Raw genomic sequence first — 21,541 nt, forward strand, 5'->3', positions numbered from 1 at the left:
GCCGCTTGCGGTGTGGGCTGCGGTTCCTGTGTCGATGACAACTCCGGTTATAACAATAGCGGGAGCAGTTATCCGCCTGCAGGTTACGGTACGAACGGCGCCTATGCCGGGGGAGCGGCTTCGGCCCCTGCCTCGGCACAAGGCATGCTGTTCAACCAACTGCAACAAATGCAGGATCAGATATCGCGCCAGCAAGGTGTGATTGAAGAACTGCAGAATCAGGTTGCGCGCATGAAGCAGGAATCCCTGGAGCGATACCAGGATCTTGATCGGCGCATAGGATCCGGTGCTGCACCTGCCGCGACTCCTGAGAATTCTTCTGCCGGTGGCGATGCAAGTGCTGCTGCCGGTGCTGCCGCTGGCGCCGGGGCTGCTGCCCAGGCACCTGCTGCAAGTACTGAACCGGGTGATCCGGCCAAGGAAAAGCTGTATTACGATGCCGCTTTTGACCTGATCAAAGCCAAGGACTTCGACAAGGCCAGCCAGGCTTTTGCCGCTTTCCTGCGCAAATATCCGAACAGCCAATATGCGGGCAATGCCCAGTACTGGTTGGGCGAAGTCAACTTGGCCAAAGGCGATCTGCAAGGTGCAGGTCAGGCGTTTGCCAAGGTTTCGCAGCTGTATCCCAAGCACGCCAAAGTGCCGGATTCGCTATACAAGCTGGCTGATGTAGAGCGCCGCCTTGGTCATACCGACAAGGTCAAAGGCATTCTGCAGCAGGTGGTGGCCCAATATCCGGGTACCTCTGCGGCTCAGTTGGCCCAACGCGATCTGCAACGCATGTAAGCACGCTGACCCGTTTGGAAGAAACCCGCGCTTGTCGCGGGTTTTTTCGTTAGAATTCACGCCCTTTTTCTGAAACACGCTTCTTGTAGTCCGCGCGTTGGCGCGATTACCTGAAGTGCCTGACGGAGGCGGACAGCCTGTTTAGCTGTTACGCCCGTGGCGACTATGCAAGACACATTGAGAATCACCGAAGTTTTCTACTCGTTGCAGGGGGAAACGCGGACTGCCGGGCTGCCCACGGTTTTTGTGCGCCTGACCGGTTGCCCATTGCGTTGCCAATACTGCGACAGCGCCTATGCCTTCAGTGGCGGTACCGTGCGCACCCTCGATGACATCCTCGAGCAAGTGGCCGGATTTCGCCCGCGCTACGTCTGTGTCACTGGCGGTGAGCCGCTGGCACAGCCCAATGCCATTCCTTTGCTCAAACAGTTGTGTGATGCCGGTTATGAGGTCTCGCTGGAAACCAGCGGCGCCCTCGACGTCTCGGCTGTCGATCCGCGCGTCAGTCGCGTTGTCGACCTGAAGACGCCGGACTCGAAAGAGGCCCATCGCAACCGTTACGAGAATATCGAACTGCTGACGCCCAACGATCAGGTGAAGTTTGTTATCTGCTCGCGGGACGACTATGACTGGGCCGTCTCCAAATTGATTCAGTACGGTCTCGATCAGCGTGCCGGCGAAGTGCTGTTTTCCCCAAGTCACCATGACCTCAATGCTCGGGATCTGGCGGACTGGGTGGTGGCGGACAACCTGCCGGTGCGGTTGCAATTGCAGTTGCATAAATATCTATGGAATGACGAGCCGGGGCGCTGAGATGACCGAACAACTGAACACCACCGAAAAACGTGCAGTCATTCTGCTGTCCGGCGGCCTCGATTCGGCTACCGTCGTCGCCATGGCGCGTGCCGAAGGTTACGCCTGCTACACCATGAGTTTCGATTACGGTCAACGTTCGCACGCCGAACTGCATGCCGCTGCGCGCGTGGCGCGCGATCTGGGCGTGGTTGAACACAAGGTGATCGGTCTCAATGTGAACGGCATGGGCGGTTCGGCGCTGACCGACAGCAGTATCGATATCCCGGAAGAACTGGGCGAAGGCATTCCGGTCACTTACGTGCCGGCGCGCAACACAGTGTTCTTATCGTTGGCGCTGGGCTGGGCAGAAGTGCTTGGTGCGCGCGACATCTTTATTGGTGTCAACGCTGTGGACTATTCCGGTTACCCGGATTGTCGTCCCGAGTTCATCGAGTCGTTTGAGCGCATGGCCAATCTGGCGACCAAGGCGGGCGTGGAAGGCAATGGTTTCCGCATCCAGGCGCCGTTGCAAAACCTGAGCAAGGCACAGATCGTCCAGGCGGGCGTGAAGCTCGGCGTTGATTATGGCCTCACCGTGTCCTGTTATCAGGCCGACGATGAAGGCCGCGCGTGCGGTAAATGCGACAGCTGCCGGCTGCGCGCAGAAGGCTTTGCGGCCGCTGGTGTGAGTGACCCAACACCTTATTTTTGATTATTTTCAAAAAGGTGTTGAATAGTCCTTAAAAATCAGTATTATACGCGCCACCACACAGCGGGTCGTTAGCTCAGTTGGTAGAGCAGTTGGCTTTTAACCAATTGGTCGTAGGTTCGAATCCCACACGACCCACCATATTTGGCGGTTTAGAAAATCCGGAAGGCCCACGAAAGTGAGGATTTCCGGGTTTTTTTTTGCCTGCAATTTCGCTCCGCGTTATTTCAATACCCGCAGCGCTGACGCAGGTCAGAATCATCTTTTGTATCAACGGGATATTCTGTAGCCTTGCGCAGCTTCAACGCTGTCCGTGCCTGATAATACTCACTCTCCCGGCGGTACCCTCAAGCGGTCCGGAGCCGGGTGTATACTCGACTTTCGCGCGAAAGCGCCTGCAGGTCTTGCGAACATGACGCAGATTTCCGAACGCCTTCTGGTTCAAGCCCATCTCGATGCCAAACAGCCCAAACCGCTGACGGCTGAGGAAGAGGCTTATTACCGTTCTGCCATCGCCGCCGAGCTCAAGGCTCAGGACGCGGTGTTGGTGGCCCACTTTTATTGCGACCCGGTCATTCAGGCTTTGGCCGAAGAAACCGGCGGTTGCGTGTCCGACTCCCTGGAGATGGCTCGCTTTGGCAACGCTCACCCGGCGAAGACTGTGGTGGTTGCCGGTGTGAAGTTCATGGGCGAGACCGCGAAGATCCTCAACCCGGAAAAACGCGTGCTGATGCCGACCCTCGACGCGACCTGTTCGCTGGACCTGGGTTGCCCGGTCGACGAGTTCTCGGCGTTCTGCGATCAGCACCCGGAGCGTACGGTGGTGGTCTACGCCAACACCTCCGCAGCTGTTAAGGCTCGAGCTGACTGGGTAGTAACGTCGAGTTGCGCGCTGGAAATCGTCGAAAGCCTGATGGACAACGGCGAGACCATCATCTGGGGCCCTGACAAGCATCTGGGCACGTACATCCAGCGCAAAACCGGCGCCGACATGCTGCTCTGGGACGGTGCCTGCATCGTCCATGAGGAGTTCAAGTCCAAGCAGCTCGAAGACATGAAGGCGCTGTACCCGGACGCCGCGATTCTGGTGCACCCGGAGTCACCCACTTCGGTGATTGAGCTGGCAGACGCCGTGGGCTCGACCAGTCAGCTGATTGCCGCTGCACAGTCGTTGCCGAACAAGACGCTGATCGTTGCGACTGACCGTGGCATCTTCTACAAGATGCAGCAGTTGTGCCCGGACAAGGTCTTCATCGAGGCGCCAACCGCCGGTAACGGCGCCGCGTGCCGCAGTTGCGCGCATTGCCCGTGGATGGCCATGAACACCCTTGAGCGCACGCTGAAGAGCTTGAAGGAAGGCACGAACGAGATCTTTGTGGATCCGGCGTTGATTCCGCAGGCGATCCGGCCGTTGAAGCGCATGCTCGATTTCACTCAGGCAGCGCGGATGAAGCTGGCCGGTAACGCCTGAAAGCAAAAGATCGCAGCCTTCGGCAGCTCCTACAGAGAACAATGTAGGAGCTGCCGAAGGCTGCGATCTTTTTTTGTGGGCGCTTACTTTTGTTTCTTCGGGATCCGCACTACGCGGGTGTCGGAATAGATGTCGTGCCACGTGCGCTTCTGCTTGTCGTACAGCGACCAGAAGAATCCCAACCCCACGCACAGCCACGATGCGATCGACACCATAAAGCGCAACAGCGCCTGCCACAGGCTGATCGCTGTGCCGTCCTTGTTCTGCACCCGAATGCCCCACACCTGCATGCCCAGTGTCTGCCCGCCATGGGTCCAGAACTTGGCGAAGAACCCAAACAGCACCAACAGCAGTACGGTGGAGTAGAGCGGATCGCCGTCGAGCTTGCCAGCATCGGTCATTACCCGCAGACGCTCTTCACCGATGATCGCTGCCTGGATCATTTTGTAAACGAAGCCGGTCACGATCAACAGCGCGGTGCACAGTAGAAAGTCATAGAACATCGCAGCCAGACGACGGCCCAGGCCAACGGCAGGAAAATCGCCCTGGGGCGTGAGCAGGTTTTTCGACATGGCAGCCTCTGAACGCAAAATGAAGCGCCATTTTACGGATTCGCGCGCACAAAAAAGCCCCTGATATCAATATCAGGGGCTTTTTCGTTACATAAGATCAGGCTTCTGCTTGTACTTCGTCAGCCTGCATGCCTTTCTGGCCTTGCACAGCAACGAAGGTCACTTTCTGGCCTTCTTTCAGGCTTTTGAAGCCGTTGCCCTGAATGGCGCGGAAATGCACAAACAGATCCGGACCGCTTTCTGGAGTGATAAAACCAAAACCTTTCTCGTCGTTAAACCACTTGACGGTACCGCTCTGACGTGTGGACATTTCTTATTTCCTTTGACGCAAAAATTGATGACAGTCTCTTTCTCATGAAAGAGTACTGGGGCTGGTTGCAGGAGAGTAAGAAGACGTCGAACGGGATGTAGCTAACTTGTAGGCTACTGCCCAGGTCACGATTCCAAGCTGACCCATGCAAACACAGTGGACAAACTCTACGCCAACTACGGGAGAAAAAACAAGCCCCCTGAAGGCCCCGGTTTTACTGTGCTTGATGGTAGTTAGTCAGTTCACTAGTGCAGCCTTAGACGATTCGCTTGTTCAATTGTTTTCGATCGTTATAAGCAAAGTTCATATTCGAATCGAATGTTAGAAAATGCACTTTTTTGTGGCGATTGCGTTACACATTAGTGCACGCATAACGCAATCGCGTTACTTATAGAAACAGTCAATCAACCACGATAGTAGCGTTGTGGAACAAATGGCATTTTGCTTACAAGCATTTGCACCTTTTTCCCACGAACGATGGCCCAGACCGATGTGTCGAGCGTTACATAAGCGCTGTCGAGATAACCCATAGCCAACGGCCCACCCAAGGTCGGACCGAAACCGCCACTGCACACGCTACCGATGATCTCGCCGGCTTCGTTGACGATTTCTGCGCCTTCGCGCACTGGCGTGCGTTCCTGAGGCAGCAGGCCGACGCGTTTGCGTGCGACGCCATTTTGTTGCTGGGCGAAAATGTTTTCTGCGCCCGGGAAGCCGCCAGCGCGTGCGCCGTCAGCGCGGCGTGGCTTGGACATCGCCCACAACAGGCTGGCTTCGATCGGCGTGGTCTCGGTGTTCATATCGTGGCCATACAGGCACAGGCCGGCTTCCAGGCGCAGCGAATCGCGGGCGCCGAGGCCGATGGCCTGGACTTCCGGCTCGGCGAGCAGGGCGCGGGCGAGTTTCTCGGCATCGACAGCCGGAACGGAGATTTCGAAACCGTCTTCACCGGTGTAACCCGAACGGCTGACAAAGCAATCCACGCCCAACAACGACACGCGGTTGAACTGCATGAAGGTCATCTTCGCCACGTCAGGAGCGAGGCGCGCCAGCACAGTAACGGCTGCCGGACCTTGCAACGCCAGAAGAGCACGCTCTTCAAACAGCGCCGTAATGGTGCACTGATCGCCAATGTGTTTTTGCAGGTGAGCCAGATCCTGATCCTTGCAGGCGGCGTTGACCACCAGGAACAGTTCGTCGTTGCCGAGATTGGCGACCATCAGGTCATCGAGGATGCCGCCGGTCTCGTTGGTGAACATCGCGTAACGCTGCATGCCCACCGGCAGATCGATGATGTCCACCGGCACCAGGCTTTCCAGGGCTTTGGCAGCGTTGGCGCCGGTCAGGCGAATCTGACCCATGTGCGAGACGTCGAACAGCCCGGCTTGTTCACGGGTGTGTTGGTGTTCTTTCATCACGCCAAGCGGGTACTGCACGGGCATGTCGTAGCCGGCGAACGGCACCATGCGGGCGCCGAGTTCGAGGTGCAGAGCGTGCAGCGGGGTTTTCGACAGTTGTTCGGTGGACATGCGTGGCTCCTTGAAATTTGAGTTTGGGGGTTGGGGCAAGATCAAGATCAAAAGCCCCTCACCCCAGCCCTCTCCCGGAGGGAGAGGGAGTTAGTAACGTTTCTCTCCCGCAGGGAGAGGGGGCTGGTTACGGGGCTGATCAGCATTCGATAATGTTGACCGCCAGACCGCCGCGGGCGGTCTCTTTGTATTTGCTTTTCATGTCGGCGCCAGTCTGGCGCATGGTGCGGATGACTTTGTCGAGGGAGACGAAATGCTGACCGTCGCCGCGCATCGCCATGCGCACCGCGTTGATCGCTTTCACCGAACCCATGGCATTGCGCTCGATGCACGGCACCTGAACTAACCCGCCAATCGGGTCGCAGGTCAGGCCGAGGTTGTGTTCCATGCCGATTTCTGCGGCGTTCTCGACTTGCTGTACGCTGCCGCCGAGCACTTCGCACAACGCACCGGCCGCCATCGAACAGGCCACGCCGACTTCACCCTGACAGCCGACTTCGGCGCCGGAGATCGAGGCGTTTTCCTTGTAGAGAATGCCGATGGCCGCCGCCGTCAGCAGAAATCGCACGACGCCGTCGTCGGTCGCGCCGGGGATGAAACGCATGTAGTAATGCAGCACCGCCGGCACGATCCCGGCCGCGCCGTTGGTAGGTGCGGTAACCACGCGCCCGCCGTTGGCGTTTTCTTCGTTGACGGCGAGTGCGTAGAGGTTGACCCAGTCGAGTACCGACAATGGATCGCGCAACGCTGATTCCGGGTTCTTGCACAGTTGCCGATGCAGCGCTGCCGCACGCCGTTTGACCTTCAAACCGCCCGGCAAAATACCTTCGTTACGGCAACCTGCAGCCACGCAGTCCTGCATCACCTGCCAGATTTTCAGCAGGCCGGCGCGGGTTTCCGCTTCCGGGCGCCAGGCGCTTTCGTTGGTCAGCATCACTTGGCTGATCGACAGCCCATAGGTGGCGCAATGACCGAGCAAGTCCTTGGCACTTTTGAACGGGAAGGTCAGTGGCGTGGCGTCCTCGACGATGCGATCGGCACCGGCAGCGTCCTCGTCGACAACAAAGCCACCGCCGACCGAGTAGTACTCGCGGCTGCGGACCTGAATCCCCGCGGCGTCGAAGGCGCGAAAAATCATGCCGTTGGGGTGATAGGCCAGCGGCTTGCGGATCATTGCCAGGTGTTCTTTCTCGTTGAACGCAATGCTGTGTTCACCGAGCAGATTCAGTCGGCCGTTGCCGCGAATCTCTTGCAGGCGCGCAGCGACGGTTTCGGTATCGACGGTGTCCGGATGTTCGCCTTCGAGGCCGAGCAGCACGGCTTTGTCGCTGCCGTGACCTTTACCGGTGGCGCCGAGGGAACCGTAGAGTTCAACGCGAACGCTGGCGGTGTTGGTCAGCAGATGTTCACGTCGCAGGCCTTCGGCGAAACGCGCAGCAGCACGCATCGGGCCGACGGTGTGGGAACTGGAAGGGCCGATGCCAATCTTGAACAGGTCGAACACGCTTAACGACATGAGTGGTTCTCCGGTTTCTTGTTATAGGAATTGGCGGAAATATCAGGCTTGATGCGTTCCTTGTGGGAGCTGGCTTGCCAGCGATGGCGGTGGGTCAGGCAACAAAGATGTAGGCTGATCCACCCTCATCGCTGGCAAGCCAGCTCCCACAGGGTTTTGTGGTGTTCTGGAGAAAGGGGCAGGTAAACCCGCCCCTCATTCCATTAAGCGTAGCTTTCGATCGACGGGCAGGCGCAGACCAGGTTGCGATCACCGAAGACGTTGTCGACACGACCGACCGGTGGCCAGTATTTGCCTTCAACCAACGACGCAACCGGGTACACGGCCTGCTCGCGGCTATACGGGTGAGCCCACTCGCCAACCAGCTCTGCCGCCGTGTGCGGAGCGTTTTTCAGCGGGTTGTCGTCCTTGTCCAGCGTGCCGTTTTCCACTGCGCGGATTTCTTCGCGGATGCGGATCATGGCGTCGCAGAAGCGATCCAGTTCTTCCTTGGATTCGCTTTCGGTCGGCTCGATCATCAGCGTGCCCGCTACCGGGAACGACATGGTCGGCGCGTGGAAACCGAAGTCGATCAAGCGCTTGGCGACGTCATCAACGCTGATGCCGCTGCTGTCTTTCAACGGACGCAGATCGAGAATGCACTCGTGCGCCACCAGACCGTTGCTGCCGGTGTACAGCACTGGGTAGTGCTCTTCGAGACGACGGGAAATGTAGTTGGCGTTGAGGATCGCCAGTTGCGAAGCGCGTTTCAGACCGGCGCCGCCCATCATGCGAATGTACATCCAGGTGATCGGCAAAATACTTGCGCTGCCGAACGGTGCCGCGCAGACCGCGCCTTCCTTGCGTTCCATCTGGCCGTGGCCCGGCAGGAACGGGGTCAGGTGCGACTTCACGCCAATCGGGCCGACACCCGGGCCGCCACCGCCGTGCGGGATGCAGAAGGTTTTGTGCAGGTTCAAGTGCGAGACGTCGCCGCCGAACTTGCCCGGCGCGCAGAGACCGACCATTGCGTTCATGTTGGCGCCGTCGATGTACACCTGGCCGCCGTTGTCATGAATGATCCCGCAGATTTCGCGGATGCCTTCTTCGAACACGCCGTGGGTCGACGGGTAAGTGATCATCAGCGCGGCGAGGTGTTCGCGGTGCTCGATGGCTTTGGCGCGCAGGTCTTCGATGTCGACGTTGCCACGGGCATCGCACGCGGTCACGACTACGCGCATGCCGGCCATGTTGGCGGTGGCCGGGTTGGTGCCGTGGGCGGACGACGGGATCAGGCAGATGTCGCGGCGCTCATCGCCACGGCTCTGGTGATAGGCGCGGATCGCCAGCAGGCCAGCGTATTCACCTTGCGAACCGGCGTTCGGTTGCAGGGAGATCGCGTCGTAACCGGTGGCGGCGCAGAGCATCGCTTCCAGTTCATCGGTCAGTTGCTGGTAACCGGCGCTTTGCGCGGCCGGAGCGAACGGGTGCAGGGCACCGAATTCAGCCCAGGTCACCGGGATCATTTCGCTGGCAGCGTTGAGTTTCATGGTGCACGAACCCAGCGGAATCATGGTGCGATCCAGTGCCAGGTCCTTGTCGGCCAGTTTGCGCAGGTAGCGCATCAGCTCGGTTTCCGAGTGATAACGGTTGAACACCGGGTGGCTGAGGATTGGCGACTGGCGTACCAGCGAGGCTGGAATAGTGCTCTGCACGGATGCAGCGAGCGCAGCGAAGTCCGGCAGGGTCTTGCCGTCGGCGAACAGGCTCCACAGGGTTTCGATATCCGCCTGCGTGGTGGTTTCGTCGACCGACAGGCCCAGACGCTGAGCGTCGATCACGCGCAGGTTGATCTGTTGAGCGTGCGCCTTGTCATGCAGTGCGGCGGTTTGCGCGCCAGTGGCGACGGTCAGGGTGTCGAAGAAATTGGCTTGTTCGACGGTAGCGCCCAGTGCGGTCAGGCCTTTGGCCAGAATCGCCGTCAGGTGATGCACGCGGTTAGCGATCTGCGTCAGGCCTTTCGGGCCGTGGTAGACGGCGTACATGCTGGCGATGTTGGCCAGCAGCACCTGTGCGGTGCAGATGTTCGACGTGGCCTTCTCGCGACGGATGTGTTGCTCGCGGGTCTGCATCGCCAGACGCAGGGCCGGCTTGCCGAAACGGTCAACCGAAACGCCGACCAGACGGCCCGGCATGTCACGCTTGAACGCATCCTTGGTGGAGAAGTAAGCGGCGTGCGGGCCACCGAAGCCCAGCGGCACGCCGAAGCGTTGTGCCGAACCGATGGCGACGTCAGCGCCGAACTCGCCCGGGGCGGTCAATAGGGTCAGGGCCAGCAGGTCAGCGGCCACGGCTACCAACGCGTTGGCGGCGTGGAAGCGTTCGGTCAGTTCGCGGTAGTCGAACACGTCACCATTGGTGGCCGGGTATTGCAACAACGCGCCGAAGAACGGCGTCACGTCGGTCAGTTCACGCTCATCGCCAACAACTACGTCGATGCCCAGCGGCTCGGCACGGGTGCGCAGTACGTCGAGGGTTTGCGGGTGGCTGTGGATTGAGGCGAAGAACTGGTGGCTGCCCTTGTTCTTGCTCAGGCGTTTGCAGAAGGTCATGGCTTCGGCAGCAGCGGTGGCTTCGTCGAGCAAGGATGCGTTGGCGATCGGCAGGCCAGTGAGGTCGCTGATCAGGGTCTGAAAGTTCAGCAGCGCTTCGAGACGGCCCTGGGAAATTTCTGGCTGGTACGGGGTGTAAGCGGTGTACCAGGCCGGGTTTTCCAACAGGTTGCGCAGAATCGGCGAGGGTGTGTGGCAGTTGTAGTAGCCCTGGCCGATGTAGGTCTTGAACAGCTGATTCTTGCCGGCGATGCCTTTGATCATTGCCAGGGCGTCGGCTTCGCTGAGGCCGTCGTCCATGCCGAGCACGCTAGTGCCCTTGATGCTTTCCGGGATGACGCTGGCGCTCAGCGCTTCGAGCGAATCGAAGCCGAGGCTGTTGAGCATGGCTTGCTCGTCACCGGCGCGCGGGCCGATGTGACGGGCGATGAATTCGTTGGCGGTGCCAAGGTTTACTTGAGTCATGTCGGTGTTCCTCAGGCTTCGGCTTGGGCTTTGATCAGACGATCGTACGCGTCCTGGTCGAGCAGTTTGCCGACAGCGGCGGCGTCGCTTGGCTGGAAGCGGAAGAACCAGCCTTCGCCCAGTGGATCTTCATTGACCAGTTCCGGGCTGTCTTCCAGCGCCGGGTTGGTCGCCAGCACGTCGCCGTCGAGCGGCATGTACACGCCGCTGGCAGCTTTCACCGATTCCACGGTGGCGGCTTCGGCGCCTTTTTCGTAAGCCTGCAGCTCAGGCAGTTGCACGAACACCACGTCGCCCAAGGCGTTCTGCGCGAAAGCGGTGATGCCGACAGTAACGCTGCCGTCAGCTTCGGTGCGCAGCCATTCGTGATCTTCAGTAAAACGCAACTCGCTCATGGAAACTCCTCAGGGGGCCAGACTCGTCTGGTGGACGCGGTGGAATAGTCGGGCGCGAAGGCCCTTATTTATGAGGGGTTGATTAGCAAGAATGCGGCCAACGTTTATTTATCGTTATAAATCAATGGTTTGCTTGTTTTTATGAAGCGGCTTGTCGGGGCAGGTGTAGCGAAATCGCTACAGGTTGGGGCGAGGAAAAAAGCTGAACGGGATCAAAGCCTTGCACAGCAGTGATCGGAGAAGGGTGTAGCGATATCGTTCCACTGTAGCGCTTTCAGTACAGGTGGAGGTCGTTTTTAACGCGGATCGAAAGACTGCTGCAAAACCTGTGGGAGCTGGCTTGCCAGCGATAGCGGTGGGTCAGACACCATCGAGGGTGCCTGTGCCGACGTCATCGCTGGCAAGCCAGCTCCCACAGGGTATGAGGTGATATCAGGGTTTGTTGGGAATGCCGTACTTGCGCAGGCGATGGGCGATGGCCGTGTGCGAAGTCTGCAGACGGCTGGCCAGTTGGCGGGTCGAGGGGTAGCTGACGTAGAGTTTTTCCAGCAGCGTTTTTTCGAAGGATTCAACCGCTAGTTCAAGGCTATCGACGTCGCTGTCGGTCTGCCGCGCGACAGAAGTGCCAGCAATGTCAAGATCGCCAATATCCACCAGGCTGCTCTCGCAAATTGCCGCCGCGCGAAAGATCACGTTCTGCAGTTGCCGCACGTTGCCCGGCCAGCGGTTGCCGAGCAGGGCCGGGTAGGTGCCTGGGGCGAGGCGGCAGACCGGGCGCTGGATCTGCGCACAAGCCTGCTGCATGAAATAGCGGGCCAGCAACAGAATGTCCTGACCGCGCTCGCGCAGCGGCGGGACTTCGACGTTTAGCACGTTGAGGCGATAGAACAGGTCCTCACGGAACAAGCCTTCGCTGACCATTTTCTCCAGATCGCGGTGGGTCGCGCTGAGGATGCGTACGTTGACCTTTACTTCACGATCACCGCCCACGCGGCGGAAGCTGCCGTCGTTGAGGAAGCGCAGCAGCTTGGCCTGCAAGTAAGGCGACATCTCGCCGATCTCATCGAGAAACACCGTGCCCTGGTTGGCCAGTTCCATCAGCCCCGGTTTGCCGCCACGCGCCGCGCCGGTAAAGGCGCCGGGGGCGTAGCCGAACAGTTCGCTTTCGGCGAGGTTCTCTGGCAACGCTGCGCAGTTCAATGCCAGAAAAGGAGCGCTATGGCGAGTGCTGATCGCGTGACAGGCGCGGGCGACCAGCTCTTTACCGGTGCCGGTTTCGCCTTGAATCAGCAGCGGTGCGTCGAGGACGGCAACCCGTTGCGCACGAGCCTTGAGCGTGCGGATTGCCGGGGATTCGCCGAGCAGCGCGTCGAAACCTTCGGCGTGGTCGTGGTGCAGCGCCGAGAGTTGTTCGCCGATACGGTTCGGTTGGTACAGCGTCAGCAGGGCGCCGGCGTCAGTGATCGGCGTGGCGTCGAGCAACAGGGTCTGGCCGTTGACGGTGATTTCACGCAGCGGCAGACGAAAGCCGTGTTCGAGCAAAGTGTCGAGCAGGGCTGAATCGTTGAACAGTTCGGAGACGCTTTCACCGGCCGGTTCGCGACCGTAAAGCGCGATCAACGCCGGGTTGGCCAGCAGCACTTTGCCGGCACTGTCGAGCGCCAGCACCGGGTCGGTCATCGCCGCGAGCAAGGCATCGAGTTGCAAGTGCCGACGCTGGCCGGGAAGGATGTCGACCACGGTTACCGCTTCCACGCCGAGCACACGAAACAACGCATCCTTCAGTTCTTCGAGCACTTGCGGGCTCAGGGTCGGCGCGTCGATGTAGACGTTCGGCGGGATCATCTCCACCGCATCCAGATTGAGATTGCGCCCACCGAGGATAGCCAGGACTTCCTGGGTGATGCCGACGCGGTCGATGAAGCTGACGTGGATACGCATGGGGCGGTTCAGTGATCTGCAGAGCGGAGGGTGGCAAGTATGCCTTAAATCAAAAGCCCCCTCACCCCAGCCCTCTCCCGGAGGGAGAGGGGGCCGACCGAGATGTCTGGTGCTATACGTCGACCTGTTAAATCGAGTCGATTATGGATTCAGTGATGCAGGGTCAGGTCGGCGTAGCTCTGAAGCATCCCCCAATCAGTCCCCTCACCTCAGCCCTCTCCCGGGGGGAGAGGGGCCGTTTGTGGAATGCTCACGAGGTACGCCGACCTGAAAATACGGCTGTGAATCCATAATCGACTCGGTTTTCCAGGTCGATGTCTGCCGTCAGACACTTCGGTCAGTCCCCTCTCCCTCCGGGAGAGGGCTAGGGTGAGGGGCTTTTAAAGGTTTACTCAAAATGCTCGGGATTGACCGGATCCCCGGATTGCATATTCAACTTCTGCCGAATGTCTTCAAACATCAGATCGTAATGCTTGTGCACCGAACCGATCTGGCTATGAGCCTTGGGAATCCCGTACTTCTCGGCAATCCGGGTCACGTCGCGGGCGAAGTTGTAAGCCTCTTCCTTGGGCAGGAAAAACACTTCCTTCATGTCCTTGCCCTGCATATTGCCGTGCAGGGTGAACTGTATCCCTTTGCCTTTTTGCGGGTCGGTGAACACTTCATAATCGAGGCACACGTTGTAATTGACGTCATCGTCGGTCAACGCATGCCGCTCAATATGCAAATGACCGGGTTCAAACTGGGCCATGGTTTTCTCCTTTCAAGGCATGGGAGAAGGGCAGACCTGAGGCCTGCCCCCGGAGTTTCTAATTATCGATAGCTGATGCCCGGCTTCGCGGTGGTCACGCGAGTGCCGGCGGTGCCCTGAACGATGGCTTCGATATCCGCCAGCGAACCGATCACCGCGACCTTGCCAGTATGGCGCGCGAATTCGCAGGCTGCCTGCACCTTCGGTCCCATGGAACCGGCGGCGAAACCGAGGCGTTCGAGTTCATCCGGGTGCGCTTCGGCAATGGCTTTCTGCGTCGGCTTGCCGTAATCGATGAACGCCGCGTTGACGTCCGTGGCGATCACCAGCAGGTCGGCTTCCAGTTGTTCGGCAAGCAGCGACGAGCACAGGTCTTTGTCGATCACCGCCTCGATGCCCTTGAGGTTGCGGTTCTCGTCATACATGGTCGGAATGCCGCCGCCACCGGCGCAAATCACGATGCTGCCCTTGTCCAGCAGCCACTTGATCGGGCGGATTTCGAAGATGCGTTTTGGCCGTGGGCTGGCGACTACGCGGCGGAACTTGTCGCCGTCCGGGGCAATTGCCCAGCCTTTGTCGGCGGCGAGTTTTTCCGCCTCGGCTTTGTCGTAGACCGGGCCGATCGGCTTGGTCGGGTTCTTGAACGCGGGGTCGTTGGCGTCGACTTCAACCTGGGTCAGCAGGGTGGCGAACGGCACTTCGAAATCGAGCAGGTTGCCCAGTTCCTGTTCGATGATGTAGCCGATCATGCCTTCGGTTTCAGCACCGAGCACGTCCAGCGGGTAAGGGGTGACGGAGGTGTAGGCCGCCGCTTGCAGCGACAACAGGCCGACTTGCGGGCCATTGCCGTGGGCGATGACCAGTTGGTTGCCGGGATGGATCTTGGCGATTTGCTCGGTGGCGATGCGGATGTTGGCGCGCTGATTGTCAGCGGTCATCGGTTCACCACGGCGGAGCAGGGCGTTACCGCCCAGCGCTACGACGATACGCATAATGCATGTCCTTCTAGAAGTTCGTGCAGGACGAATGCGATCCCTGTGGGAGTCGGGCTTGCCCGCGATGACGGAGTGTCAGTCAGCATTTCTGTCGACTGACACTCCGCTATCGCTGGCAAGCCAGCTCCCACAGTGACCGTGTCGATCGGTTAGAGGTCAGCCAGGGTCGAGACCAGAATCGCCTTGATCGTGTGCATGCGGTTTTCCGCTTGCTCGAAGGCAATGCAGGCAGGCGACTCGAACACGTCGTCGGTTACTTCGATGCCGTTTTTCAGGTGCGGATACTGCTCGGCAATCTGTTTGCCGACCTTGGTATCACTGTTGTGGAACGCCGGCAGGCAGTGCATGAACTTGGTGCGTGGGTTGCCGCTGGCTTTCATCAGTTCGGCGTTGACCTGATACGGCAGCAGTTGCTGGATACGCTCGGCCCAGGCTTCCACTGGCTCGCCCATCGATACCCAAACGTCGGTGTGAATGAAGTCGACGCCTTTGACCGCCGCTTTCGGGTCTTCAGTCAGGGTGATGCGCGCACCGCTTTCTTCGGCATATTTGTGGCAACGCTCGACCAGATCATCCAGTGGCCACAGCGCTTTCGGCGCACAGATGCGCACGTCCATGCCGAGTTTGGCGCCGACCAGCAGCAGCGAGTTGCCCATGTTGTTGCGCGCATCGCCCAAGTAGGCGTAGCTGATGTCATGGATCGGTTTGTCGGCGTGTTCACGCATGGTCAGCACGTCGGCGATCATCTGAGTCGGGTGATACTCATCGGTCAGACCGTTGAACACCGGCACGCCGGCGAACTTGGCCAGCTCTTCGACGATTTCCTGTTTGAAGCCACGGTACTCGATGGCGTCGTACATGCGACCCAGCACGCGGGCGGTGTCTTTCATGCTTTCTTTGTGGCCGATCTGCGACGAGTTCGGGTCGATGTAGGTGACGTTGGCGCCTTGGTCATACGCTGCCACTTCGAACGCGCAACGGGTGCGGGTCGAGGTTTTTTCGAAGATCAGGGCGATGTTGTTGCCCTTCAGGTGTTGTTGCTCGGTGCCGGTGTATTTCGCGCGTTTCAGATCGCGGGACAGGTCGAGCAGGTAACGCAGCTCACGTGGGGTGTGGTGTTCCAGGCTGAGCAGGTTACGGTTGTGAATGTTAAAAGCCATGATGGATCTCCTTCGGTGTCGGTTATCCCCCTGGCCGCACGTTGTAAGTGCCGGCCAGGGCTCAGAGGTTTAGTAATCGATCGGGTCGCGGATGATCGGGCAGGTCATGCAGTGGCCACCGCCACGGCCTCGGCCCAGTTCACCGGCGCTGATGGTGATGACTTCCACGCCGGCCTTGCGCAGCAGGGTGTTGGTGTAGGTGTTTCGGTCGTAGCCGATGACCACGCCCGGTTCCACGGCCACCACGTTGTTGCCGTCGTCCCATTGCTCGCGTTCGGCGGCGAAGCTGTTGCCGCCGGTTTCCACCACGCGCAGCTTCGGCAGGTTGAGGGCTTTGGCCACGGTGTCGAGGAAGGTGCCTTCTTCACGGCGGATGTCGATGCCGCCCTGTTTGCTTTCGTCAGGGCGCAGGGTGAAGGCGACAATCTGATTCACCACCTCAGGGAAAATCGTCACCAGGTCGCGGTCGCAGAAGCTGAACACGGTGTCCAGGTGCATCGCAGCGCGGGACTTCGGCAGGCCGGCGACGATGACTTTTTCCACGGCTTTGTTCTTGAACAGGTTCAGCGCCAGTTGGCCGATGGCCTGGCGGGACGAACGTTCGCCCATACCGATCAGCACCACGCCGTTGCCGATCGGCATGACGTCACCGCCTTCAAGGGTGGAGCTGCCGTGCTCCTTGTCCGGGTCGCCGTACCAGATTTCGAATTCGGCGTTGGTGAACTGCGGGTGGAATTTGTAGATGGCAGTCGCCAGCAAAGTTTCCTGACGACGCGCCGGCCAGTACATCGGGTTCAGCGTCACGCCGCCATAGATCCAGCAGGTGGTGTCGCGGGTGAACTGAGTGTTCGGCAGCGGCGGCAGAATGAAGCTGGAGTGGCCGAGGAAGTCGCGGAACATCTGGATGGTCTTGCCACCAAAGCTGTCCGGCAGGTCATCAGCGGAGACGCCGCCAATCAGGAATTCGGCGATGTGTCGCGGCTCGAGGCTTTTCAGCCAGGACTTCACTTCGTTGATCAGGCCCAGGCCCACCGAATCGGCGGTGACCTTGCGCTCGAGAATCCAGTCCAGCGCCTCAGGGATGGCGACGATGTCGGTCAGCAGGTTGTGCATTTCCAGCACGTCGATGCCGCGCTCGCGCATTTTGGTGACGAAGTCGAAGTGGTCGCGCTTGGCCTGAGCCACCCAGAGCACGTCGTCGAACAGCAATTCATCGCAGTTGTTCGGGGTCAGCCGCTGATGGGCCAGACCTGGGGAGCACACCATGACTTTGCGCAGTTTGCCGGCTTCGGAATGGACGCCGTACTTAACTTTTTCCGTGGTCATTTCAGATCCTCCAGATAACAAAACAATCAGGGGTTACAGAGTCAGGAAGCCGTCGTAGAGACCGTAGGCCGCCACCAGGGCGCCCACGACCACTGCGGCGAAAATCAGCTTCTCGACGTTAGTGAAAATCGGTTGTTTGAGTTCCAGCTTGGCTTTGGCGAACAGGATCGCGCCAGGTGCGTAGAGCAGGGCCGAGAGCAGCAAGTACTTGACCCCGCCGGCATACAGCAGCCACACCGCGTAGATCAGCGCGATGCCGCCGATAATCAGATCCTTGCGTCGCTCGGCCGCGAAGCCTTCGTAGCTCTCGCCGCGCACCGCCAGCAGCAGGGCATAGGCCGCTGACCACAGGTACGGCACCAGAATCATCGAGGTGGCGAGGTAGATCAGCGACAGGTAAGTACTGGCCGAGAACAGCGTGATGACGAGGAAAATCTGCACCATCGCGTTGGTCAGCCACAGGGCGTTGACCGGTACGTGGTTGGCGTTTTCCTTGCGCAGGAACTCCGGCATGGTGTGGTCTTTGGCGGCGGCGAACATGATCTCCGCACACAGCAGCACCCACGACAGCAGCGCTCCCAGCAACGAGATGATCAGACCGACGCTGATCAGCACCGCGCCCCAGTGACCGACCACGTGCTCAAGCACGGCGGCCATCGACGGGTTCTGCAGTTTCGCCAGTTCCGGTTGGGTCATGATGCCCAGCGACAGCACGTTCACCAGTACGAGGAACAACAGCACGGTGATGAAGCCGATCACGGTGGCCTTGCCGACGTCCGAGCGTTTTTCGGCGCGGGCGGAGAAGATGCTCGCGCCCTCGATGCCGATGAACACCCACACGGTGACCAGCATCATGTTGCGCACCTGGTTCATCACGCTGCCCAGATCCGGGTTTTTAATGCCCCAGATGTCGGCGGTGAAGATGTCCAGTTTGAAAGCGAACACCGCGATCAACACGAACAGCAGCAACGGCACGACCTTGGCGACCGTGGTCACGAGGTTGATGAAGGCCGCTTCCTTGATCCCGCGCAACACCAGAAAATGCACGGCCCACAGCAGCACCGAGGCACCGATCACCGCAGCAACGGTGTTGCCTTCACCGAACACCGGGAAGAAATAGCCGAGGGTGCTGAACAGCAGGACGAAGTAACCGACGTTGCCCAGCCAGGCGCTGATCCAGTAACCCCAGGCGGACGAGAAACCCATGTAATCGCCGAATCCGGCCTTGGCGTAGGCGTAGACACCGCCGTCCAGGTCAGGCTTGCGATTGGCGAGGGTTTGAAAGACAAAAGCGAGGGTGAGCATGCCGACAGCGGTGATGGCCCAACCGATCAGTACCGCACCGACGTCGGCGCTGGCGGCCATGTTTTGTGGCAAAGAGAATATCCCGCCACCGATCATCGAGCCGACTACCAATGCAACCAGTGCACCGAGTCGTAGTTTTCCGGGAGCTTCAGACATTGCATGACTCCATTGCAGGAGAGAAGAGATCACAGCGTAGTTCTGTTGTCTGTTCAAACAGCTGACTTAGATCAGTGCATGGTCACATTCCATTGTTAATGAATGACTTAGGCTTCGACTGAAGGCATAAAGCTATTGCCTGTAAGGCCCGTCCTAGAGGCTTTCTGGCTACATTTTTGGGAATGGCTATTATTACTTTCGAATTATCACGCTAGTTCTTTTTCAGCTTTTGGCAAATTTTCCGCTTCTGTTTTCAGTACAGAATTGAATTATCGGGATCAGTGCACAAAACTGTCTTAACGTGCTAGGCGTTAGCGTCATCCGCTATATATAAATAGGCGTTTGTCGGTATTACCTGATAAACGTGATCAAGCTTTATCCGTTTAGTTAATAGTTGTTACAAATAACAACTCACAACGCGCTTGAATGGAGATTCAGATGTCGCAACCGACGCAAAAGCTGCGATTAGGCGCGTTGATCGCCCTGGTGGTGGGTTCGATGATTGGCGGGGGGATTTTCTCGCTGCCGCAGAACATGGCGGCGCGCGCCGATGCCGGGGCGATTCTGATCGGTTGGGGGATTACCGCGATTGGCATGCTGACCCTGGCGTTTGTGTTTCAGACGCTGGCCAACCGCAAGCCGGAACTGGACTCGGGTGTCTACGCGTACGCCAAGGCCGGGTTTGGCGACTACATGGGGTTTTCCTCCGCGTGGGGTTACTGGATCAGCGCCTGGCTGGGCAACGTCGGTTATTTCGTCCTGCTGTTCAGCACCCTCGGTTATTTCTTTCCGGTGTTTGGCCAGGGCAACACGCCAATCGCCATCGGTTGTGCCTCGGTGCTGCTGTGGGCCGTGCATTTTCTGGTGATGCGCGGGATCAAGGAGGCGGCGCTGATCAATCAACTGACCACGGTGGCCAAAGTCGTACCGCTGATCATGTTCATCGTCATTGCGGCGGTGGCGTTCAAGGCTGACATTTTTACCCGCGACATCTGGGGCACCAGCAACCCGAATTTCGGCGGGGTGATGGATCAGGTGCGCAACATGATGCTGGTCACGGTGTTTGTGTTCATCGGCATCGAGGGCGCCAGTGTGTACTCGGCGCGAGCGGAAAAACGCAGCGACGTCGGCCGCGCCACGGTCATCGGTTTTGTCGGCGTGCTGGCGCTGCTGGTGCTGGTCAACGTGCTGTCGCTGGGGATCATGAGCCAGCCAGAGCTGGCGAATTTGCAGAATCCGTCGCTGGCGGCGGTACTTGAACACATTGTCGGGCCGTGGGGTGCGTTGCTGATCAGCATAGGCCTGGCGATTTCCCTGCTCGGTGCGCTGTTGTCGTGGGCGCTGCTGTGTGCGGAGATTCTCTTCGCCACGGCCAAGGACAAGACCATGCCGGCGTTCCTGAAAAAGGAAAACAAGAATCATGTGCCGGTCAACGCGTTGTGGCTGACCAACGCGATGATCCAGATTTTCCTGTTGATCACGCTGTTCTCGGCGGGCACCTACACCAGCCTGATTTATCTGGCGTCGTCGATGATTCTGGTGCCGTACCTGTGGTCGGCGGCGTACGCGGTGTTGCTCAGCGGGCGCGGCGAAACCTACGAACACGCCTCGGCCGAGCGCACCAAGGACCTGCTGATCGGCGGCATCGCCCTCGGTTATGCGGTGTGGTTGTTGTATGCCGGCGGGGTGAAGTATTTGCTGCTGTCGGCGTTGCTGTATGCACCGGGGGTGATCCTGTTTGCCAAGGCCAAGCATGAAGCGGGCGAACCGTTGTTCACCCATGTCGAGAAAGGCATTTTCACCTGCGTGGTCATTGGCGCGGGGTTGGCCGCGTATGGGTTATACAGCGGTGTGTTGTCGTTGTGAGGTTGTCGCTGGCGTATGCACCGCCGTATGACTGGGAGGCGATGTTGGGGTTTCTGGCGGCACGGGCGGTGTTCGGGATGGAGACCGTGGTCGATGGCGTGTATGCGCGCAGTATCGGGTTAAACGGTGTTCACGGCACGGTTTCGGTCTGGCTTGGGACGGCGGATGCGCTGGAGGTCGAGCTGGACTTTCCTGATCCGGCAGCGGTGCCCGAGGTCGTTGTCAGGCTGCGGCGGATGTTTGATCTGGATGCAGATCTGGTGCTGATGCAAGCGCATCTGGCGAATGATCCGTTGCTGGCGCGGTTGAATGCCGAGCGTCCGGGGTTGCGCATTCCCGGTGCGTGGGACGGGTTGGAGTTGGCGTTTCGCGCCGTGCTCGGGCAGCAGATTACGGTGGTGGCGGCGATTCGTCTGGCGGGGAAACTGGTGGCGCAATATGGCGCGCCGCTGGAATCCACAGTGCCTGGATTGACGCATGTGTTTCCCGAGACGCACGTATTGGCGGTGGCAGATCTGGCAGCGCTGGGCATGCCGAAGAGTCGCGGTCGGACGCTGTCGGGGGTGGCGCAGGCGTTGCTGGAAGAACCTTCATTGTTCGAGCCGAATCGCGAGGACGGCGTGGCACGGCTGCTGGCGTTGCACGGGATAGGTGAGTGGACGGCGCAGTACATTGCGTTGCGGCAGTTGCGGGATATGGATGGGTTTCCCCATGGCGATGTCGGGTTGTTGCGCGCGTTGGAGGTGCTCGAAGGCGAGCGGCCGACAGCGTGGGATCTGGCTTTGCGCGCTGAGGCCTGGCGCCCGTATCGAGGGTATGCGGCGCAGCTGTTGTGGACATCCTTGAGCCGGGCTGATTGATACATCATCGCCCGGCCTGAAATTGCAGCCCTCACCCCAGCC

17 protein-coding genes, 1 tRNA gene and 1 pseudogene are annotated in these 21,541 nt (G+C 59.3%); 7 read left to right on the top strand and 12 right to left on the bottom strand.

Annotation, left to right across the window (positions count from 1 at the left end; all coding sequences use genetic code 11):
* The 5 genes and pseudogenes from ybgF to nadA form a co-directional block, all read left to right on the top strand.
* Positions 1-786: pseudogene (gene ybgF, locus ACIF4X_RS10095) on the top strand (tol-pal system protein YbgF); the annotation flags it as partial.
* 165 nt (positions 787-951) lie between these two features.
* The gene (gene queE / locus ACIF4X_RS10100) at positions 952-1,599 is read left to right on the top strand and encodes a 7-carboxy-7-deazaguanine synthase QueE (protein WP_223028042.1); all 648 of its coding nucleotides are present in this window, start codon (positions 952-954) and stop codon (positions 1,597-1,599) included.
* A 1-nt stretch (position 1,600) separates the two neighbouring features.
* Entirely contained in the window at positions 1,601-2,293 is a 693-nt protein-coding gene (queC, locus tag ACIF4X_RS10105) for a 7-cyano-7-deazaguanine synthase QueC (RefSeq protein WP_397482008.1), read from the top strand.
* A gap of 62 nt (positions 2,294-2,355) precedes the next feature.
* Positions 2,356-2,431: transfer RNA gene (locus tag ACIF4X_RS10110), tRNA-Lys, on the top strand.
* Positions 2,432-2,702: 271 nt separating this feature from the next.
* Positions 2,703-3,761, top strand: a complete 1,059-nt coding sequence (gene nadA, locus ACIF4X_RS10115; RefSeq protein WP_003227499.1) for a quinolinate synthase NadA — start codon at positions 2,703-2,705, stop codon at positions 3,759-3,761.
* 83 nt (positions 3,762-3,844) lie between these two features.
* On the opposite strand, the gene ACIF4X_RS10120 is transcribed toward nadA, so the two are convergent.
* The 12 genes from ACIF4X_RS10120 to arcD (ACIF4X_RS10175) all read right to left on the bottom strand — a co-directional run bounded on the left by ACIF4X_RS10120 (position 3,845) and on the right by arcD (ACIF4X_RS10175) (position 18,773).
* Positions 3,845-4,333, bottom strand: a complete 489-nt coding sequence (locus ACIF4X_RS10120; protein ID WP_397482009.1) for an RDD family protein — start codon at positions 4,331-4,333, stop codon at positions 3,845-3,847.
* A gap of 97 nt (positions 4,334-4,430) precedes the next feature.
* Entirely contained in the window at positions 4,431-4,643 is a 213-nt protein-coding gene (locus tag ACIF4X_RS10125; RefSeq protein WP_003227496.1) for a cold-shock protein, read from the bottom strand.
* A 404-nt stretch (positions 4,644-5,047) separates the two neighbouring features.
* Positions 5,048-6,172 (bottom strand): glycine cleavage system aminomethyltransferase GcvT, encoded by a 1,125-nt coding sequence (gene gcvT / locus ACIF4X_RS10130; RefSeq protein WP_397482010.1) that lies wholly within the window; start codon positions 6,170-6,172, stop codon positions 5,048-5,050.
* A 139-nt stretch (positions 6,173-6,311) separates the two neighbouring features.
* Positions 6,312-7,688: an L-serine ammonia-lyase gene (locus ACIF4X_RS10135; protein WP_397482011.1), complete on the bottom strand. Its 1,377-nt coding sequence runs from the start codon at positions 7,686-7,688 to the stop codon at positions 6,312-6,314.
* A gap of 203 nt (positions 7,689-7,891) precedes the next feature.
* Positions 7,892-10,744, bottom strand: a complete 2,853-nt coding sequence (gene gcvP / locus ACIF4X_RS10140; protein WP_397482012.1) for an aminomethyl-transferring glycine dehydrogenase — start codon at positions 10,742-10,744, stop codon at positions 7,892-7,894.
* Between the two features lie 11 nt (positions 10,745-10,755).
* Positions 10,756-11,139, bottom strand: a complete 384-nt coding sequence (gcvH, locus tag ACIF4X_RS10145; protein ID WP_397482013.1) for a glycine cleavage system protein GcvH — start codon at positions 11,137-11,139, stop codon at positions 10,756-10,758.
* A 432-nt stretch (positions 11,140-11,571) separates the two neighbouring features.
* Positions 11,572-13,080, bottom strand: a complete 1,509-nt coding sequence (locus ACIF4X_RS10150; protein WP_397482014.1) for a sigma-54-dependent transcriptional regulator — start codon at positions 13,078-13,080, stop codon at positions 11,572-11,574.
* Positions 13,081-13,468: 388 nt separating this feature from the next.
* Positions 13,469-13,831 (bottom strand): DUF5064 family protein, encoded by a 363-nt coding sequence (locus tag ACIF4X_RS10155; protein ID WP_397482015.1) that lies wholly within the window; start codon positions 13,829-13,831, stop codon positions 13,469-13,471.
* 62 nt (positions 13,832-13,893) lie between these two features.
* The gene (arcC, locus tag ACIF4X_RS10160) at positions 13,894-14,823 is read right to left on the bottom strand and encodes a carbamate kinase (protein ID WP_016983838.1); all 930 of its coding nucleotides are present in this window, start codon (positions 14,821-14,823) and stop codon (positions 13,894-13,896) included.
* 152 nt (positions 14,824-14,975) lie between these two features.
* The gene (locus ACIF4X_RS10165; RefSeq protein WP_016983839.1) at positions 14,976-15,986 is read right to left on the bottom strand and encodes an ornithine carbamoyltransferase; all 1,011 of its coding nucleotides are present in this window, start codon (positions 15,984-15,986) and stop codon (positions 14,976-14,978) included.
* A gap of 69 nt (positions 15,987-16,055) precedes the next feature.
* Positions 16,056-17,312, bottom strand: coding sequence for an arginine deiminase (gene arcA, locus ACIF4X_RS10170; protein ID WP_008086806.1), 1,257 nt, complete (start codon positions 17,310-17,312; stop codon positions 16,056-16,058).
* Positions 17,313-17,345: 33 nt separating this feature from the next.
* Complete coding sequence (arcD, locus tag ACIF4X_RS10175) at positions 17,346-18,773, bottom strand: arginine-ornithine antiporter (protein ID WP_397482016.1); 1,428 nt, start codon at positions 18,771-18,773, stop codon at positions 17,346-17,348.
* 438 nt (positions 18,774-19,211) lie between these two features.
* Here arcD (ACIF4X_RS10175) and arcD (ACIF4X_RS10180) point away from each other — a divergent pair, with 438 nt between their 5' ends.
* Both arcD (ACIF4X_RS10180) and ACIF4X_RS10185 read left to right on the top strand, forming a co-directional pair.
* Entirely contained in the window at positions 19,212-20,639 is a 1,428-nt protein-coding gene (gene arcD / locus ACIF4X_RS10180; RefSeq protein WP_160041547.1) for an arginine-ornithine antiporter, read from the top strand.
* Positions 20,636-21,499 (top strand): DNA-3-methyladenine glycosylase family protein, encoded by an 864-nt coding sequence (locus tag ACIF4X_RS10185; protein WP_397482017.1) that lies wholly within the window; start codon positions 20,636-20,638, stop codon positions 21,497-21,499. Before arcD (ACIF4X_RS10180) ends, ACIF4X_RS10185 begins: the two co-directional genes overlap by 4 nt.
* The last annotated feature ends 42 nt before the right edge of the window (positions 21,500-21,541 follow it).

The sequence above is a fragment of the Pseudomonas sp. NPDC085632 genome (assembly GCF_044541255.1).
GTDB lineage: Bacteria > Pseudomonadota > Gammaproteobacteria > Pseudomonadales > Pseudomonadaceae > Aquipseudomonas.